The sequence below is a fragment of the Cryptosporangium minutisporangium genome (assembly GCF_039536245.1).
Taxonomy (GTDB): domain Bacteria; phylum Actinomycetota; class Actinomycetes; order Mycobacteriales; family Cryptosporangiaceae; genus Cryptosporangium; species Cryptosporangium minutisporangium.
Window position 1 is genome coordinate 234,752 of sequence record NZ_BAAAYN010000004.1, and the last position, 16,641, is coordinate 251,392.

The 16,641-nt window shown below is 70.6% G+C and carries 19 protein-coding genes and 2 pseudogenes; 11 read left to right on the forward strand and 10 right to left on the reverse strand.

Annotated features, from left to right (window positions below; all coding sequences use genetic code 11):
* Positions 1-41 precede the first annotated feature (41 nt).
* The 4 genes from ABEB28_RS03870 to ABEB28_RS03885 all read left to right on the forward strand — a co-directional run bounded on the left by ABEB28_RS03870 (position 42) and on the right by ABEB28_RS03885 (position 1,643).
* The gene (locus ABEB28_RS03870; protein ID WP_345726544.1) at positions 42-374 is read left to right on the forward strand and encodes a hypothetical protein; all 333 of its coding nucleotides are present in this window, start codon (positions 42-44) and stop codon (positions 372-374) included.
* Positions 375-545: 171 nt separating this feature from the next.
* On the forward strand, positions 546-728 hold the full coding sequence (locus ABEB28_RS03875) for a hypothetical protein (protein ID WP_345726545.1): 183 nt from the start codon (positions 546-548) through the stop codon (positions 726-728).
* Positions 729-786: 58 nt separating this feature from the next.
* On the forward strand, positions 787-1,020 hold the full coding sequence (locus tag ABEB28_RS03880; RefSeq protein WP_345726546.1) for a hypothetical protein: 234 nt from the start codon (positions 787-789) through the stop codon (positions 1,018-1,020).
* Positions 1,017-1,643 (forward strand): Clp protease N-terminal domain-containing protein, encoded by a 627-nt coding sequence (locus ABEB28_RS03885; protein ID WP_345726547.1) that lies wholly within the window; start codon positions 1,017-1,019, stop codon positions 1,641-1,643. Before ABEB28_RS03880 ends, ABEB28_RS03885 begins: the two co-directional genes overlap by 4 nt.
* On the opposite strand, the gene ABEB28_RS03890 is transcribed toward ABEB28_RS03885, so the two are convergent.
* The 4 genes from ABEB28_RS03890 to ABEB28_RS03905 form a co-directional block, all read right to left on the reverse strand.
* Positions 1,640-1,891, reverse strand: a complete 252-nt coding sequence (locus ABEB28_RS03890; protein ID WP_345726548.1) for a YdeI/OmpD-associated family protein — start codon at positions 1,889-1,891, stop codon at positions 1,640-1,642. The genes ABEB28_RS03885 and ABEB28_RS03890 overlap by 4 nt on opposite strands.
* Positions 1,892-2,024: 133 nt before the next feature.
* On the reverse strand, positions 2,025-2,567 hold the full coding sequence (locus ABEB28_RS03895) for a hypothetical protein (RefSeq protein ID WP_345726549.1): 543 nt from the start codon (positions 2,565-2,567) through the stop codon (positions 2,025-2,027).
* A 66-nt stretch (positions 2,568-2,633) separates the two neighbouring features.
* Entirely contained in the window at positions 2,634-3,875 is a 1,242-nt protein-coding gene (locus tag ABEB28_RS03900; RefSeq protein ID WP_345726550.1) for an MFS transporter, read from the reverse strand.
* Between the two features lie 3 nt (positions 3,876-3,878).
* Positions 3,879-5,204 (reverse strand): NAD(P)-binding domain-containing protein, encoded by a 1,326-nt coding sequence (locus tag ABEB28_RS03905; protein WP_345726551.1) that lies wholly within the window; start codon positions 5,202-5,204, stop codon positions 3,879-3,881.
* Positions 5,205-5,291: 87 nt separating this feature from the next.
* Here ABEB28_RS03905 and ABEB28_RS03910 point away from each other — a divergent pair, with 87 nt between their 5' ends.
* Positions 5,292-5,660, forward strand: a complete 369-nt coding sequence (locus ABEB28_RS03910) for an ArsR/SmtB family transcription factor (protein WP_345726552.1) — start codon at positions 5,292-5,294, stop codon at positions 5,658-5,660.
* Positions 5,661-5,860: 200 nt separating this feature from the next.
* Here the strand turns inward: ABEB28_RS03910 and ABEB28_RS03915 are convergent, their stop codons facing one another.
* Positions 5,861-6,421, reverse strand: coding sequence for a TetR/AcrR family transcriptional regulator (locus ABEB28_RS03915; protein ID WP_345726553.1), 561 nt, complete (start codon positions 6,419-6,421; stop codon positions 5,861-5,863).
* A 168-nt stretch (positions 6,422-6,589) separates the two neighbouring features.
* On the opposite strand from ABEB28_RS03915, the gene ABEB28_RS03920 reads away from it, so the two are divergent.
* Positions 6,590-8,746: a histidine kinase gene (locus tag ABEB28_RS03920; protein ID WP_345726554.1), complete on the forward strand. Its 2,157-nt coding sequence runs from the start codon at positions 6,590-6,592 to the stop codon at positions 8,744-8,746.
* 157 nt (positions 8,747-8,903) lie between these two features.
* Positions 8,904-9,569: a polysaccharide deacetylase family protein gene (locus tag ABEB28_RS03925; protein ID WP_345726555.1), complete on the forward strand. Its 666-nt coding sequence runs from the start codon at positions 8,904-8,906 to the stop codon at positions 9,567-9,569.
* A 160-nt stretch (positions 9,570-9,729) separates the two neighbouring features.
* Here ABEB28_RS03925 and ABEB28_RS03930 read toward each other — a convergent pair whose 3' ends face one another.
* Positions 9,730-10,494 carry a YqjF family protein gene (locus tag ABEB28_RS03930; RefSeq protein WP_345726556.1) on the reverse strand — a complete coding sequence of 255 codons (765 nt, stop codon included), beginning with the start codon at positions 10,492-10,494 and terminating at the stop codon, positions 9,730-9,732.
* Between the two features lie 64 nt (positions 10,495-10,558).
* Positions 10,559-11,581 (reverse strand): saccharopine dehydrogenase family protein, encoded by a 1,023-nt coding sequence (locus ABEB28_RS03935; protein ID WP_345726557.1) that lies wholly within the window; start codon positions 11,579-11,581, stop codon positions 10,559-10,561.
* A 133-nt stretch (positions 11,582-11,714) separates the two neighbouring features.
* Between ABEB28_RS03935 and ABEB28_RS03940 the strand changes: the two genes are divergently transcribed.
* Positions 11,715-12,653 carry an AraC family transcriptional regulator gene (locus tag ABEB28_RS03940; protein ID WP_345726558.1) on the forward strand — a complete coding sequence of 313 codons (939 nt, stop codon included), beginning with the start codon at positions 11,715-11,717 and terminating at the stop codon, positions 12,651-12,653.
* A 34-nt stretch (positions 12,654-12,687) separates the two neighbouring features.
* Here the strand turns inward: ABEB28_RS03940 and ABEB28_RS03945 are convergent.
* Both ABEB28_RS03945 and ABEB28_RS03950 read right to left on the reverse strand, forming a co-directional pair.
* Positions 12,688-12,852, reverse strand: a pseudogene (locus ABEB28_RS03945) (response regulator transcription factor); the annotation flags it as partial.
* Between the two features lie 21 nt (positions 12,853-12,873).
* Positions 12,874-13,836 (reverse strand): hypothetical protein, encoded by a 963-nt coding sequence (locus ABEB28_RS03950; RefSeq protein ID WP_345726559.1) that lies wholly within the window; start codon positions 13,834-13,836, stop codon positions 12,874-12,876.
* Between the two features lie 114 nt (positions 13,837-13,950).
* Between ABEB28_RS03950 and ABEB28_RS03955 the strand changes: the two genes are divergently transcribed.
* Together ABEB28_RS03955 and ABEB28_RS43010 are read left to right on the forward strand one after the other, a co-directional pair.
* Positions 13,951-14,490, forward strand: a complete 540-nt coding sequence (locus tag ABEB28_RS03955; RefSeq protein ID WP_345726593.1) for a GNAT family N-acetyltransferase — start codon at positions 13,951-13,953, stop codon at positions 14,488-14,490.
* Positions 14,491-14,579: 89 nt separating this feature from the next.
* Positions 14,580-14,777 (forward strand): annotated as a pseudogene (locus tag ABEB28_RS43010) (DUF6247 family protein); the annotation flags it as partial.
* 139 nt (positions 14,778-14,916) lie between these two features.
* Here ABEB28_RS43010 and ABEB28_RS03960 read toward each other — a convergent pair.
* Positions 14,917-16,182: an amidohydrolase gene (locus ABEB28_RS03960; RefSeq protein ID WP_376980815.1), complete on the reverse strand. Its 1,266-nt coding sequence runs from the start codon at positions 16,180-16,182 to the stop codon at positions 14,917-14,919.
* A gap of 165 nt (positions 16,183-16,347) precedes the next feature.
* Here ABEB28_RS03960 and ABEB28_RS03965 point away from each other — a divergent pair, with 165 nt between their 5' ends.
* Positions 16,348-16,542 (forward strand): thiazolylpeptide-type bacteriocin, encoded by a 195-nt coding sequence (locus ABEB28_RS03965; protein WP_345726560.1) that lies wholly within the window; start codon positions 16,348-16,350, stop codon positions 16,540-16,542.
* Positions 16,543-16,641 lie beyond the last annotated feature (99 nt).

A 16,641-nucleotide genomic window follows, 5' to 3' on the forward strand; every position in this document is an offset into this window, starting at 1 on the left:
GCCTGTTGCCTGCCCACCGACACCAGAACGGAACCGCCCGTATGACCACGACATCGACCCGCCCGAGCCTGCCCGTCCTGAACCACGACGCCCCGGCCGCACCGTCCAAGCGTGGCCGGGTGCTCACCTGGCTCACCGCCTCGGCCGCCACGATCACCGGGGGCCTGGGAGTACTGATCGCGTGCGCCGCGTGCTGCCTGCCGCTGCTGGTCGGCGCCGGGTTCCTCACCGGCGCCGCGGCTGCGGGCCTGCACAACGTGTTCCTCGGGTCCGGTGCCGCACTGATGCTTGCGGCCGGCGGACTACTACTGCTGCGTCGCCGCCGCACCCGACGCGCAGGCCAGTCCGGCTGCGGAGACAACTGCGGGTGCTGAACCGGCCCGGCGAGCCGCGGAGAACACCCGTGATGAATCGCGGCCGGCGGTGATCATGCCGAGGCGGCCTGCTGCGAGTGTGGTGATCCCGGCAAACCTCGCCGATAGCGTCCGCTCGGACAACACTGCGCAACGCACCGGCCCTACGTCGGTGACCCGACCTACGACGCGGTGCAACACCTGCGCAACTGCGACCGCCTGCTCACCGACCCTGGCGGCCTCGTTCAGCGGATGGCCGACCTGCTCGACCTGGACTCCGACCGGCTCAGGCAGTGGGTGTTCGCCCGCTGCGTCCGGGAAGCCATCGACCATCCCGAGCTACGCGACGTCGCGTTGCGCTTGACCCCACGCTGACGAGCATCATTTGTCAGCTTCGGTTGACAAGTCTCGGTTGTCAGCTCAGGCTGACAACATGGCCGATGCGACTCGGTTGGCTGCGGCGGCAGCGCACGACGACCCAGAGGTCGGCCTGGCTGCGATCGTCGCGCTGCGCGAGTTGCTGGACCAGCTCGAAGCCCTGCAGGTGTCCTCAGCACGGGAACAGGGCTGGACCTGGGAGCGGATCGCTGCCGCGTTGGGCATCACCCGGCAGTCGGTGCACAAGAAATACGGGACACGGCGATTCCCGGGGCGGAGGCGGACATGATCCGCAAACGGCGAGAACGGCCGGGTAAGTCGATGACCAGCGCTAGCCGTCCGGTGACCCCGATTCTGGCCGCGACACGCGAAGAGGCCGCAAGGGCCGGCCACGGCTACGTAGGCGTCGAGCACCTGCTGATCGCCCTCACTCCGACGCCGGCCGCGTCGTCCGGATCGGCGGCCCGCATCCTGGCGGACCACGGCGTGACACCGGCGTCAGCGCGGGGCGCTGTCCGGCGGGTCATTGCCGCCGATGACGGCGACGGTCCCCGGTGGGATCCCGGAGCTTTACTGGGCACCCTTGGTATCGATCTATTCGAGATCCGCCGACAGGTCGAGGAGCGATTCGGGCCGGATGCCATCCACCAGCTCTACACCGGTCCCGTCGGCTGGAACCTCCGGCCACGCGGACCGCTCTGTGATCCCCCGATGACTCCGCAGCTCAAGCGGGCGCTCAACGGCGCGCTGGGCCGATGCTGGGACGTCACCCCGGCCCGCCTCGGCGAGCGGCTGCTACTCGCCGCGCTCGACGCCGACAGTGCCGGACTGACCCGCGTCCTGCACCTGCTCGAGGTGGAACCGGGATCGCTCCGTACGGCTGTCGCCGCCGAGCTGCACGCCTTCGGCTAGTCGCGCGTTTCCTCCTTTGGGCGCTCCTTGCGACCGGCCTCCAGCAGCCGGATCATCTCCGCGATGCGCTCCGGGCGCTGGTCCGGGCGGCGTTTGGTCGCATCGATCCAGCGCAGGTAAGCGCGCCGGTGGAACTGGGCGAGCGAATCGAAGAAGATCGCCGCTGCTGGGCTAGCGTCCAGCGCCGCGGCGACGTCCTCGGCGTGATCGCCGCGCTGCGGTCCCTCGAGTTCAATCGCGACAGTCACGGCATCACCCGCAGTCAGACCGCAGCTCCGTACCCAGGCCGGTCCGAGCGTGAAGCCGTACCCGTCACCGAAGCGCTCGACCGCTGACTGTTCATGGCTGTCAGTGTCGACCCACCAATCTGATCGCTACCGACTAGTGCGGCACCGGAGCGGCTTCGGAGGCTGCCAGATACCGGTTCGCCCTGCGCCACAGGCTGGCCTGCCAGGCCATCAATCCACCGAGCACCACGATGCTGTAGCCCGAGCTCACGCGGCTGATGATCATGTCGCCCAGAAGCCCTGGGACGATCCCCGCCAGCAGGATCGGCACGACGGTCAGGAAGGCGGGTGCGCTCCGCGCCAGTAGGCGGCTGTTGCGATCAGCGAGCGCTCGGATGGAGGGATCGGTGGCGGGCACGCCTCGGCGTTGCGACTCGTGTGCCGCCAGCGTCGCGGCACGGCTCGCGTCGGGCTTGGGCCCGGCCAGCTTCCGGGCATGGACGATCGCCGCGAGGAACCAGATCATGGCCGCCAGCACGGCGATGCCGAGCGCTGCAGAGAGGCCGACCGCCAGCGGCGGCGTCCCTGCGGACCCGTCGGAGGTGACCTGTGCTCCGAGACCGATTCCGAGTGTCAGGACGGCCACCACCACGCCCAGTTGGATCGAGCGCGAGCCTGCCCTCAGCCAGTCAGCCACCTCCACAATGTACGAGGCCACCGCACGGCCGGGTGCTCGACCAGACAATGCCGGAGGCCACGCCGGTCAGGAACGCGGAGTACGGCCCGGGCCAGGCAGCGTGGCGAGGCCGACCGCGACTGCCCCGAGCACGGCCAGCGCGAGAAACGCCTCCGGATAGCCGCCGAGCGGTCCGGCCAGCCAGGCGCCGATGAACGGGGACACCGCGGTCGCGAGCATCATCGGAGCGTTGAACACACCGTTGAGGCGGGCGAAGCGGGCGGTGCCCCAGCGATCGGAAACAGCGGTGGCGGACAGCAGCGTGGCCATGCCGCGGACGTTGCCGGCCACGAGCGCCACCACGATCAGGGCGGCGTACGGTCCGGGCAACACGGCGAACAGGCCGGTGGTGAGCGCCGAGCCGGCGAAGATCACCAGCGTGCGCGTGGGAAGCCCGGCGCAGCCGACGAGCGGCGCGTAGGCGAGGCGTCCGAGGACCTGGCCGATGCCGCCGATTCCCAGCACCCAGGCGGCGGCGGTCGTGGAGTAACCACGCTCGTGCAGCAGGGGGACGAGGTTGATGACGGTCGCGTAGAGGCAGACCGCGTTCACGGTGAACGCCGCGGCGAGGACCCAGAACTCGACCGGCCGCACCGGACGATCGTCCGGAGAGGGCTCGCCCTCCTGGGCCGTCGCCGTCGGCCCGGCGGCTTCGGCCTTCGGCCAGGCGGGGCGGAGCCCGAACCAGTGAGCGGGCACCGTGAGCACCGCGAGTAGCACGGCGAGGATCAGGTAGGTACCGCGCCAGGAGAAGTGCTCGTCGAGCACCGCGGTCAGCGGCGCGAAGACCGTGCTGGCGAAGCCGGCGACGAGCGTGACCGCGGTCAGCGCCGGGACTCGCCGCGGTCCGAACCAGACGGTGACGGCGGCGAACGCCGGCGCGTAGAGAACGCAGGACATCGCGACGCCGGCCAGCAGCCATCCGGCGACGAACAGCGGCAGGGAGGGGGCCGTCGCGAGGACCAGGACGGATACGACGGCCAGCGCCGAGCCGCCGGTCATCAACCAGCGCGGCCCGTGGTGGTGCATCAGGTGCCCGACCGGGATCCCGGCCAGCGCCGAGACCACCAGGCCGGCGGAGAACGCCGCGGTGATCGTGGCGGGCGACCAGCCGGTATCCGCGGTGATGTCGGCGGCCAGCACCGGGAATGCGTAGTAGAGGACGCCCCAGGAGACGATCTCGGTGAGGCAGAGCACGCCCAGCGCCCAGCCCAGCTCTCGCCGGGAAGCCGTGGTGCGGGTGGTTCCCGGCGAGGAGGGCTGGGCCATGAGTCAGCGGGCGCCGACGGTCAGCTCGACGAGTTCCGGGCTCGCCGGAGCTCCGCAGCAGCCACCGGACGACGCGGCCGGGTCGTCGAAGGCACCGCTGCCTCCGCAGACGCCGGTGTCGGGCAGGACCAGCTCGACCCGCGCGGCGGCCTCGTGATCGCCGGCCAGCGCGGCGGCGACCGACCGGACTTGTTCGTACCCGGTCATCGCGAGGAACGTCGGGGCGCGGCCGTAAGACTTCATACCGACCAGATACAGGTCCTTCTCCGGGTGCGCCAGGTCGGCGGCGCCGGTGGCTCGGACGTCGCCGCAGCTGTGCAGGTTCGGGTCGACCTCGGCCGCGATGCGGACCGGTGCCTGCAGGGTCGCGTCCAGCTCCAGGCGCATCTCGCCGAGGAACGCCAGGTCGGGCCGGAACCCGGTGAGGACGACGACGTGATCGGCCGGTGCCAGGTCGACGCCGTTCTCGCCGGTGAGAACCGCCCGGCCGGCCGAGACGGTGATTCGATCGGTGCGGAACCCGGTGACCAGCTCGACGTGGCCCTGGTCGACGGCCGCCCTGGCGCCCAGCCCGAGCGCGCCGCGCTGTGGGAGCTCGTCGGCGGCGCCGCCACCGAATGCGATCCCGGTGCTCCCGCGCCGGACGATCCAGGACACACGCGTTCCCGGGTGGGCTTCGGCGAGAGCGCCGAGCTGGATGACCGCGGTCATCGCCGAGTGCCCCGCGCCCACGATGGCGACGTGCTTCCCGGCGAACTCCTCGACCTGCTCGGGCGTCGGTGGCAGGTAGGTGACCAGTCCCGCGGCGACCGCGGCGCGCTCGCCCAGCGCGGGCAGGCCGTCCGCCCCGACCGGATTCGGCGAGGTCCAGGTGCCGGAGGCGTCGATCACCGCGCGGGCGTCGATCTTCTCCTCGGTGCCGTCGGCGTACGTCACGTGCACGGTGAACGGCTGCTCGTCCCGGCCCGCGTCGACCAGCCGATCGCGGCCCTTGCGCGACACACCGGTCACCCGCGCACCGGTCCGAACCTGGTCGCCGAGGGCCGCGGCCAGCGGACCGAGGTAGGACGCGATCCACTCGCCGCCGGTCGGGTAACCCTCGGTGGGTGCGATCCAGCCGGTCGGTTCCAGGAGCCGGGCGGCGGCCGGATCGACCAACTCGTTCCAGCCGGAGAACAGCCGGACGTGCGCCCACTGGCTCACGGCATGGGCGGGCACCGGGCCGGACTCCAGGACCAGCGGCGACAGGCCGCGCTCACGCAGATGCGCCGCCGCGGCCAGCCCCTGTGGACCAGCGCCGACGACAACCACCGGAAATTCGGACACCACACACCTCCAACGCATCGATGAACTTGAATACGTCCTAGCCTGCCTCTCGCATCGACAGATGTCAATTCGAGGTGGCACACTGGGCTCATGGCCTCGACCCCCACTCCGCTGCCCCTCGCGCTCAGCGCCTGCTGCTCGCCGGTCACCGGCGGTGAACTGAGCGAGGAGGCCGCCGCCACGCTCGCGCGGGTCTTCAAGGCGCTCGGCGACCCCACGCGCGTCCGCCTGGTCTCACTGATCGCCGCCTCCCCCGACGCCGAGGCCTGCATCTGCGACCTCACCGCGCCGGTCGGCCTGGCCCAGCCGACCGTCTCCCACCACATGAAGCTGCTGGCCGACGCCGGCCTGGTCACCCGCACCCAGCGCGGCCGGTGGGCGTATTACCGCATCGTCCCCGAAGCGCTGGCCGCCGCCGCTCGTGCCCTGGCGCCGGTCGAGATCGCCACGTCCGCCTGAGCCGCCGACGCCGCGCCCTCCGGAGGCGTCCTGCGATGTTGGCCGGCGGGTACTCTCGGGTGATGGAGCGCATCCCCGCCGCCGCCGTCGACGTGCTGACGCGCGCACTGTGGTACCTGCCGATGCTCAGCATCCTCGTGTTCATCGTCGCCATGGACCTGCGCAGCGCCGGCTGACGCGAGCCCGAACGCCGAGTTGCGTCAGTCCGGACGCCGACTGCTGCGCCGTTGCTCGAGCCGATCGATCAATCGGCTGACTGCAGCACGGGCCTGTTCGTGCTCGGTCCTGTACCCCGCGACCTCGTCGGCGACGATGCCGAGCCCGATGCCGTGCACGGTGGCGGCGATGAGTGCCGGCGGGAACTCGTCCGCGTCGAGGCCGTACTCCGGCAGGAGCTTCTCCAGCGCAGCCATCTGCATCTGTCGCACCTGTCGGGCGACCTCACCCATCTCCTGCTTCAACGCCGGCCGGTGATTGGCCGCGGCGAGGAACTCGACGAGCAGGCCCGCTCCCCGGGGGTCGGACGCGAGGTCCCACCAGGCGCGTAGTGGCTGCGCGGATGCCATCACGGCGGTCAGCCGAGCCACGTTGAGTTCGGACACCCGTCGCAGGAGCGCGACGAAGAGGTCGTCGATCGTCGGGAAGTAGTAGTGCACGAGGGGCGGCTGGATGCCGAGGCGAGCCGCGACGCTCCGCGAGGTCACAGCCGCGTAGCCCTCGCGCAGCATGATCTCCTCAGCCGTCTCGAGGACGCGCGTCACCTTCTCTTCGGTCGCCGCGCGACGGCGACGGGGTTGCGCCAATGCACCTCTTCCCTCGGGTCGGCTCCATTCTGCCAAGTCTCCCGGACTCCCTGGACGACGCATCTGTGCAAAGTTTTACTAAGTGTTCAAACTTTGCTGCAGGTAACACTGCTTGGAGGCGTCCGAGTGAGCAACGCGAGCCCGGTCTACTGGGACCCGTTCGATCGCGACATCGCGCGTGATCCGTACCCGATCTACCGGCGGATGCGGGCCGAGGAGCCGCTGTACTACAACGAGAAGCACGACTTCTATGCGCTGGCTCGGTCGCAGGACATCGAAAGCGGGCTGCTCGACTGGGAGACCTTCTCCTCCTCGCGCGGCCCGATCCTGGAGATCATCCAGTCCGATATCGAGATCCCACGGGGCACGTTGCTCATGGAGGATCCGCCGATCCACGGCATCCACCGCAAGCTGCTCTCCCGCCGCAGCGCAACGTACGGCCCTCACCCCGGGACGGCGTGCGGATGGCGACGGTCGTACGATGCCGCGGTAACGGCCGTCCAGGAGCGTTCCCGGAGGCGCGAGACGATGCGCGGTGTTTCGCCGATCCCTTGGCACACCGGCCGCGCAGCGCTGGCCGGACTGGGTGCGGGCGCGCTGACGGTCGTGTGTGGCGCACCGTACTGGCGCGAGCATCTGGTGTCCGCGGCGATCTCGGTCGCCGCGGTCGCGGTCTTTGCGGCCGCGGGCGGCCTTCTCCTCGGATCGGGTGACGGTCGGCGCCGGAGTGGTCTGCTGCTCCTGCTCGGGGCCGTCTTCGGCTCGCTGGCCTGGACGGCGTCCTGGGACAGCGGCCCATGGCCGCTGCTCGCGTTCTACTGCGAAGGCGGATGTCTGATCCTCTCCGGAGCCGCGGTACTGACCTACCCGGCGGGGCGACTGGACGACCGCATCGATCGCTCCTGGGTGTATGCCGCGATCGGCGTGCTGATCGTCGGTGAGCTCCTGATGGAGCTGGTGTCGCGCCCGGAGTGGAACGGCCTGTCCCGCGACGTGCTCTGGCCGACGCTGCTCCCGGACCACCAGCTGTTCGACCGGACCGTCGCCGCGGTCATCATTTCTCAGCTCGTGCTGGCGGCGTGGTACCTCGCGCTGCTGGTGCGCCGCGGCCGTCGGCTGTCCCGGACCGAACGCCCGGGCGCGATCCCGGTGCTGATCGCGACCGGCCTCACGGCGGCCGCCATCACGCTCACCGTGCGATCCCAGACCTACACCGACCTCGAGGCGCTGCTCTCACTCTTCGTCGTGCAAAACACCGCCTCGATCCTGCTGCCGCTGGCGGTGCTCTCCGGAGCACTGCGGGAACGCTGGCGTGAGGTCGACGCGCCGAACCGGGTCGTCCGGATGACCTCGGCGACCACATCGGTGGCGACGGCGCGGAACGCGCTCGCCACCGCGCTGCGGGATCCGGGCCTCCGGCTGCTGTTCTGGGTGCCCACCGAGCAGGCGTACGTCGACGGGAACGGCCACGTCGCGCGTCGGCCGGCCAGCCGCCCGGGAGCCACCGGACGGTGGTGGCTCGACGTCCGTACCGACGCCGGGCAGCCGCTGGCCCTGGTCGAGGTCGACGACGGGCTACGGCTGCGTCCGGTGCTGGTGGACGCGGTGCTCCGCGCAGGTAGCCAGGCGCTGCTCACGGCCCAGCTTCAAGCCGTGGCCACCGCCCACCTCGAACAGGTGCTGGCCGCCCAGGCCCGGGTCGAGGAGCGGGAGACTGCCGAGCGGCAGCGGCTGCAGAGGGACTTGCACGACGGCGCCCAGCGTCAGCTCACTGCGCTCTCGGAACAACTCGGCCGGCTGGCCGACGACGGACTACCCGAGTCGGCCCGCGAGGTGGTCGCGTCGTGCCGCGCCGAGGTGCTGGCCACGATCTCCGAGATCGAAGGGCTGGCTCGCGGGCTGCACCCCCCGCTGTTGCACACCGACGGCCTGGCGGCCGCGTTGCAGGACGTCGCGGAGCGGCTGGGGCTCGCGGTCCAACTCGTCGTGGAAGCCGGACGGCAACCGCCCAGGGTGGAGGCGACCGCGTACTTCGCGCTGTGCGAGGGCCTGACGAACGTCGCCAAGTACGCGCCGGACGCCCGAGTGCGCATCGAGGTCACCGAAGCCGACGGATGGCTGCACGGCACGGTAGTCGACGACGGGCCCGGCGGCGCCACGCTGATCCCCGGCGGCGGGCTGGCCGGCGTCGACGACCGGATCCGCGCCCTGCACGGCCGGGCCGAGGTCAAGAGCCACGCCGGAGCGGGAACGCGTCTCCACGTCAGCCTGCCCTGCGGTTGAGTGCGCAGGCAGACCGGGTGGTGCCGCGTTACCGGTGCCGGAAGCGCGGCGTCCAATCTAGATCCGCGTTTTATAGTGGGCATCGATCGGCACTGCCTCGAGCGGAACGGAATCGGTGTTGAATAGGTTCGTTATTCCTGTACTCATTGTTGTCGTGATGAGCCTGGGGTTTTATGCATTCCCGGCGAGGGCTGCCGACCCACCCAGGAACTACGTTGCGCTGACGTTGGACGACGGGCCGGACGAGAACGCTGGCAGAGTAATGAACATCCTGCGCAACAACAACGCGCGGGGTGTCTTCTTCGTGATCGGAGCCAACGTGACGGCCCGACCGGGTCAGGTCCGGCGGATGCGCGACGAGGGGCATGTCATCGGCAACCACACGTACGATCACGTGGATCTCACCACGCTAGGGGCCCCCGAGATCGGCGAGCAGTTCGCGCTCACCAATGCGGCCCTCGCGCGGCTGAATGTCGTACCCGACCTCTTCCGACCCCCATTCAACCGGGCGAACGAGTCGGTCTGGGACGCCGGGTGGGACCAAGGAATGGCGATGGTTCGAGCTGATTGCGATCCGGCGGACTGGAGCTACACTTCCGCCCGGCCGATCCGTCAGAACGTCCAGAACTGCGATCTCCAGAATGGCTCGATAATTCAGCTGCATAGTTGGAATGCTGCGACGTCGCAGGCTCTCCCCGGCATGATAAGGGATATCCGCGCGCGCGGGTTCTGTCTAGGCATCGTCAAGCCCTCCACGGTCTGGAATCCGCTGCACGCGGGATGGATCGAGGTCGCCCCGAGTCCGGAGACGGACGGCTGCTGAGCAGCGTTCCGGCGCCGACCATGGCACGGACAGCGCGACAACCATCTCGGCGGGCACCCGGAAACGGCGACAACCAGGCCCTCGTACCGCAGACCACCCGCCGCGGACCGGTCGCTGCCCCCGGCGGGTGCTTCCACGCTGATCGCCGCCTCGTTCCCTCTCAGGCGGCGACGCGAGCGCGGACATTCCAGGGAGTGAGGGCCCGCCAGGGAGTGAGGGCCCGCCAGCGCGCGGGCGTCCGGCGCATGAGCAGCGCGCTGTCGAATTGGACGGAGCCTGGCGGGAATCGCTCCGGGTCGGTGAAGTAGGTCGATCGCATCGCCTCGACCCCGAGCGGCGCGAGCGTGAACCGCTCGGCGAGGAGTTCGACGCCCTCCAACGTGTCGGGCCGGCGCCCGGGTGACCAGCCGGTCGAGTCTCGCGCGAAGAAGGCGGTCGCGGCGTCGACGTCCGCGAACACCGAGCCCGGCGGCATGCGGTCGACGACTGGGCCCGCGAGCATCACGGCGTTGTCACCCGTGACGCTGCAGAGGTGGGCGTCGACGCGGTCGGGCGCGATCGTACGGTTGATGCTCGCGCGCTCATGGACGCCGGGGAAGAGCCTTCCGCCGGTCAGCGCGGTGGTGGCTGAGTCGGTGTGCCGGTAGCGCGGGATGAAGACGCCGTGGCCGGGCGCGGGGCCGTCGTCCCACTCGACCGCGATTCGGTGTGCGGCGTTCGCGCTGCGCAATCCGGTCCACGCCGGGAGACCGGCCGGGCGGATCGCCTCCAGCCACAGCAGGCAGATGCCCGCAACCGCGACGCCGCGGACCAGCCGCGGCCGGAACGGCGCCGGCAGCAGCCGGGCGGCGACCTCCGGGTCGACCTGAACGTTGACGAGCACGCGTTGCTCGATCCGGCAGTCGACGGTGCGCAGGGGCGTCATGATCCGAGCCTGCCGCATTTTGAGCGATCGCTCAAGCCGTAGCCTCCGACCGTCGTCGTGGGGCTCAGCCCTCCGTGACCCGCCACCGCACCCCGTGCTCGGACAGGAAGTCCATGAACGATTCGGGGGCGAATGCCTGCGACGGCGCCAGGACGCCGGCTTTGGCACCGTCCGCCACGAGTCTCCGCACTGCCTCCACCGCGATCACCGCTGTCTTGCCGTATCCGTCCGTGCCCTCGACCTCGCCACGCACGATGCGTCCGCCTGGCCCGGACGCCATGACCGAGATCGTCCACCTGCCCTGCCGCCGTTGTTCGTCGTCGGGTCCTTCGGGCAGGGCGTCGATGACCGCGGGGGCGATGCCGTCCTTCAGCACGTCGAACGAGCCGCCGAGCAGACCCTCCATACGTCCGACCGGCACGTGCCGGGGCACCGTCGCTACCGGCGGCAGCGCCGCCTTGCTCACCCCAACGAACTCGTCCACGCTCGGGAAGCGCCACGCCGCGTGGCTCGCCGCCCCGTAGGTCGCCCATCCGCCGTTCTCGTAGCGAAGCGCTCCGTCGAACAACAGGTCCGGGTCGAGCGACCGCAGGGTCCCGCGGCTCAAGCTGCCGTCGCGGTACCACAGCGCCACCGTCAGGCTGTCCACTGAGCCGGCGGTCTGCCCGACGAGGTGGCTGATGAAGTCACTCGGTCCGCCGTCGTCGGCCATGGCCGGCACGACCGCAACCCCCGCATCGGCGGCGGCATCGGTGAAGGTGTCGAAGACCTCGTTGATGTAGTGCTGTTCTCCGGTGGTGTCGACGTAGTGCGCGGCGGCGGCGATGGCTGCACGGATGACCGGCGCACCGAGCCGAGCGAACGGCCCAGCGGTGTTGATCACGGCGTCGGCGCCCGCGAACGCCGCGTCCAACGAAATCTGGTCGTCGATGGTGGCGATCCGGATCTCGAAGCCGGTACCGTCCGCGGCCGCGCGAAGCCGCTCGGCGTTCCGGCCGACGAGCACCGCTTCGATACCGCGGCGGGCGAGTTCGGCGACCACGAGGCGGCCCGTGAACCCGCTCGCGCCAATGACTGCGATCTTCATGAGTACTCCGTAGATCGTCTCTGTTGTGCCTGCGATCGACGGTAAGACCGGAGCAGACGGACGAACCATGTCCGGCAGTCCGACTTTGATGCTCGATCGTTCTTGCTTTCGGACGCCGGGATAGGCTGCACCTGTGGACGTACTGAGCGACGCGGTGACGATGATGCGTACCGGCCGTCCCCACTCGAACCGCAACAAGCTGAGCGCGCCCTGGGGTCTGCGCTTTCCGCCGACGGACGGCGCCGGATTCCACATCGTGCTCGGTGGTAGCTGCTGGCTACTGCCGGCCGACGCCGAGCCGCTGCGGCTGGCCACCGGCGACATCGTGTTCCTGCCCCGGGAGCCCGGGCACGCTCTCGCCAGCGAGCCCGGCAGCCCGCTCACCGAGTTCCGGTTGGGTGGGCGCGACCGCGAGGATGATCCAGGCGCCGGCGGCCCCGTCACCGAGTTGCTGTGCGGCGCTTACCTGCTCGACCGGTCGCGTCCCCACCCGCTGCTGGCCGACCTGCCCGACATCGTGCACCTGCCGGCCCACGTCGGACGCCACACCCGGCTACGGGCCGCGGTGGACCTGCTCGGCGCCGAACTCGCCGAACCGCGCGCGGGCGCGACCGCGAGCGTGTCCGCGCTGCTCGATCTCCTGCTGCTCTACCTGCTGCGCGCCTGGTTCGACGATCAGTCGGCAGGCTCGCCGACCGGCTGGCCCGCGGCGCTCGCGGATCGGGGCGTGAGCGCGGCGCTGCACGCGATGCATGCCGACCCGGCAGCGCCGTGGACGGTGCAGTCGCTCGGCGCGCGGGCCGGGCTGTCCCGGACGGTGTTCGCGCAGCGCTTCACCGCGCTCGTGGGCAGGCCTCCGCTGGCGTACCTGACCTGGTGGCGGATGACCCTGGCCGCGAAAATGCTGCGAGCGACCGACGCCCCGTTGTCCACACTGGCCCGAGGCTGCGGCTACTCCTCCGAGTTCGCCTTCGCCAAGACCTTCAAGCGGGAATTCGGCATCGCGCCAGGGGCTTTCCGCCGGCAGCCGGAAGCCGGCACCGCACCGGACGGGACGGCGGCTCCGGGGTAGCCGGCCGCGTCGGTGCGGTTCCGCGTCGGCGCGGTCAACCGGCTCGTGCCAGTCCGCTCCGGTACGCGTAGACGACAGCGCTGACCCGATCGCGCAGGTTCCGTTTGGCCAGGATCCGACCGACATGGGTTTTGACGGTCGTCTCGGCGAGGACTAGCAGGCCGGCGATCTCGGCGTTGGTCAGGCCCTCGGCGATCAGACCGCGCACCGATTCACGGTGTCAGCCTTGGGACTCGCGCAGGACCTGCCACTGCCTCCAGACGTGCTCGGGCTCGAGGTCTGCGTAGCCGCGGCTGCGTTCGAGCTTCTGCGCATCGGCGTGGGCCATCATCACGCAACTACCGTCGCTGGTGAGGCGCTCCACCTCGTCGCGACGAAGGGGCCGACCGGCCTTTTCCTCGGCGGCGGTCAGGAGGGCCACCAGCGCGGGCACGAATACGGGTCGAAGTTCGCTCCGCGGATCCGCCTCACCTCCCTCAGCGCCCAGACGCCAGATGCCGAAGGGGTTGTGGCAGGCGTGGCCCGGCGGATACCCGTCATCCGGCCAGCGCTCGAGGCGACGGCGAGGGGTGTCCAGGTCAGGCCGGAAGGTATCGCCGCTGACCAGCACGGGGTCCTCCGCCAGCTGGTACACGTTGAACGTGCCGAGGATCTGGGTGGCCTCCGACGGTGCGGCCTCGACCTGCGTATCGGGTAACCCGAACACGTGCATGCCGCAGGAGCGCAACACACCGCGGTCCTGGAGCACCACGACGGCGCAGCGGTAGAGCATCCCCGGGTCTCCGCCCTCCAGCGCCCGAAGCCAGTGCGCGACCGGCCAGCCCAGCTTCGACTGTTCGAGCCGCACGCCCAGCGCCCCGGCCTGGCCCAGCGCGGCGATCAGCGTCGCCACTTCTCGCGCCGCCGCACCGAGGTACACCGGCAGATCCAGCACCAAGGCACTGCCGGCCCCGGCGACCGCGGACTGCTCCTCCGCCGACATCGTGCCGTAACCGAATGCCTGGCCGAACGAACCGTCGTTCTCCACCCACTCCACCAGCGCGCGAAATCCGAGGTCCGGCGAGGTGAGCGACTGGTCGTCCAGCGTCAGACCGGAACGTCCGAGCGAGTCCTGCCATTGAGCCGGAGTCGCCGCGGTCCCCGGGACGAGAAGCCGCACACCGTACACGTGATCATCGGGCATGCAGCGGAGGCTAATACCGCTCCGCGAGGCCGCTGAATCCACATGTCCGCCCTGAGGGCGCGCCCGGCCGAAATGAGGATGCGCAGGCCGCACGAAGTCGATATTCCTGTCACCGTGCCGCAGCTGAGCTCTCCGGTCGAACGGGTGCATCGATCGTTCCTTGCTGCCATGGCCGAGTTCCGCGACGAAGGACGAGGCGACGTCGGCGACGACACCATGATCAGCAAAGAGTTACGCGAGTTCGCGGACCGCTGGCCGACGCGCGAGGGCTTCGCCGAGTACGTCGGCTGGTTGCGGGCGCAAGCGCTGGAGGACTCTCCCCGGCCCGAGGGCTTCGTGCCGTCGACCACGCTGTGGTGGATCGAGGATGACGACTACCTGGGTCGAGTCGCGATCCGGCACCGCTTGACCCCGCACCTGTTCGAGGTCGGCGGCCACATCGGATACGACGTGCGGCCGTCCGCGCGACGGCGTGGCCATGCCACCGCCATGTTGCGTGCCGCGTTGTCCGTGGCGCACGGTCTGGGCATCGCTTCGGCGTTGGTGACGTGCGATGCCTCGAACGTCGCCTCGCGGAAGGTGATCGAGGCCAACCGCGGCACCTTCGACGATCAGCGTGGCGAGAAGCTGCGATTCTGGGTGCCGACCACCTGAATTTCTTCGGCGACGTCGGTCCCATGGGCACGCCAACGGGATGGCTGCGCGCAGGCCTGCGATGACCGCACAGCCCGCCGAGCAGCACGGGCCCCAACCCCGACGACATCGTCCGGCGACTGCCGCCCGATCAGCGCGAGCGATTCCTCCACGACTACCGGGCCGCCCTCGACGCAGCGCAGGCGACCTGGCGCTACCACCAGTTTCAGGACGTGCTCCAGCTCTGGGAACTGCGGGCCAGCGCCTACAGCCAACCTGACTACGGACAACGAGCGGCGGGGGGCTAGGTCCGGGGAATCTGGCAACTTCGATCCCGCCGAAGAGAATCTCCCGACTGGCCCCGGCCGGCCTCCGCGTGAGCTAGGCATCTCGAAGCGGCGCAATCCACTGTCCGGACGGCCATCAGCTCAGCCGACGAGAGGCAGTCTACGGCCTAGCCAGGTGAGCCAGGGCCGCCGTCACCATCGCCGCGACCCCGGTCGGCAGCGTTTGCCGCACGTCCGGTGCGAAGCGGGGCGAGTGGTTCGCCGGCAGAGCCGCCAGTCGCTCCGCCATCGAGTGGCCCGGCGCCTCGGTCACCTGCCGGCGGCCGGCCGATCCGAGCATCCAGTAAACCGTGGCCGCCCCGGCCGACGCGTAGTGCGGAAAGTCCTCAGTCGCCATCGACGGTGGCCAGACCGCCAGCCGCTCCGAGCCGACCAGCCCCTCGTGCGCCGCCCGGGTCACCGCCGTCGCCTCCGGATCGGGCACGTTCACCGGCGACGCGGTGGCGATCCGCACCTCCGGCGGCTCCACGCAGCCGGAGGCGGCGCACTCCGCCCGCACGACGCGCTCCACGGCGGCGCGGAGCCGGGTCAACGTGGCCTCGCTCAGGGCCCGCACCGTGATGCTCAGGCTGGCGCTGTCCGGCAGCACGTTGCTCCGGTGACCGGCGTGCAGCGACCCGACGGTGAGGACCACCTGCTCCGCGGCCGCGAACTCGCGAGCGACGATCGTCTGCAGCCGCAACACGGTCGCCGCGGCGGCGACCACCGGGTCGATGCCCAGATGGGGCGTCGCGGCGTGGCTCCCCCGGCCGTGGATGACCACCTCGATCGTGGTGCTGCCGGCCGTCATCACGCCGATGCCGTGCGCGAGCATGCCGGCCGGAAGCGGTGCGGTGTGCTGGGCGAGGACCACGTCAGGTCGGCCGAAGCGTTCGAAGAGCCCGTCCTCGAGCATGTCGCGAGCGCCCTCGAGCGTCTCTTCCGCCGGCTGGCCGACGACCAGCAGGGTGCCCTGCCAGTGATCCCGGCCCGCCACCAGCCGCCGGGCGGCACCGGCCAGCGCGGCGACGTGGAGGTCGTGCCCGCAGGCGTGCATGACCGGTACCGGGAGTCCGTCGGCACCGGTGGCGGTGACCGCGCTGGCGTACGGCAGGCCCGTCTGTTCGGCCACGGGCAGCGCGTCCAACTCCGCCCGCAGCATCACCACCGGGCCGGGTCCGTTGTCGAGGATCCCCACCACGCCGTGCCCACCGACGTCGCCGGTGACCCGCAGTCCGTCCCGCGCCAGCCACCCGGCCAGCCGCCCGGCCGTGCGTCGCTCCGCCCCGGACAGCTCCGGGTGGGCGTGCAGATCCAGGTAGAGGGCGGTCGCCTCGGTCAGGACGGACCGCGCGCCGGCGGGCGCCACGGGCCCCGCCGCGGTCACCGGAGGGCTCCGGGGGTGCCGCGCCGCACCGGACGCGTTTCGGGTGACAGCCAACTGACAGCGGATGCCAGGGCGTTCGGTGAGCGCCTCGGGATGCAATAGCTATGCACGGTTACAGCGACACCCGCCGTTACATCGGCCCGGTCGCTCCAGCTAGGAGAAGCAATGAACTCGAATAGTCTCGTCCCGTTCAGCAACAACCTCACCTCTCTCGCTTCCGAGCTGCTCGAACTGGAGTCTGAGACGTTCTCGATCTCCGACTACGCGGATGCCTCCGAGGCGATCCTCGCGTCCTGCTCCTCGTCGGCCACGACCAGCACGACCAGCAGCACCACCTCGACGACGAGCTGCAGCGCCTGATCTGGCAGGAAATTCGACGGCCGTCCACCGCTACAGGTGGGCGGCCTTTCGCTGTCCACGCGGCCGCCCCGGTTCAGTCCACGCGGCCGCCCCGGTTCA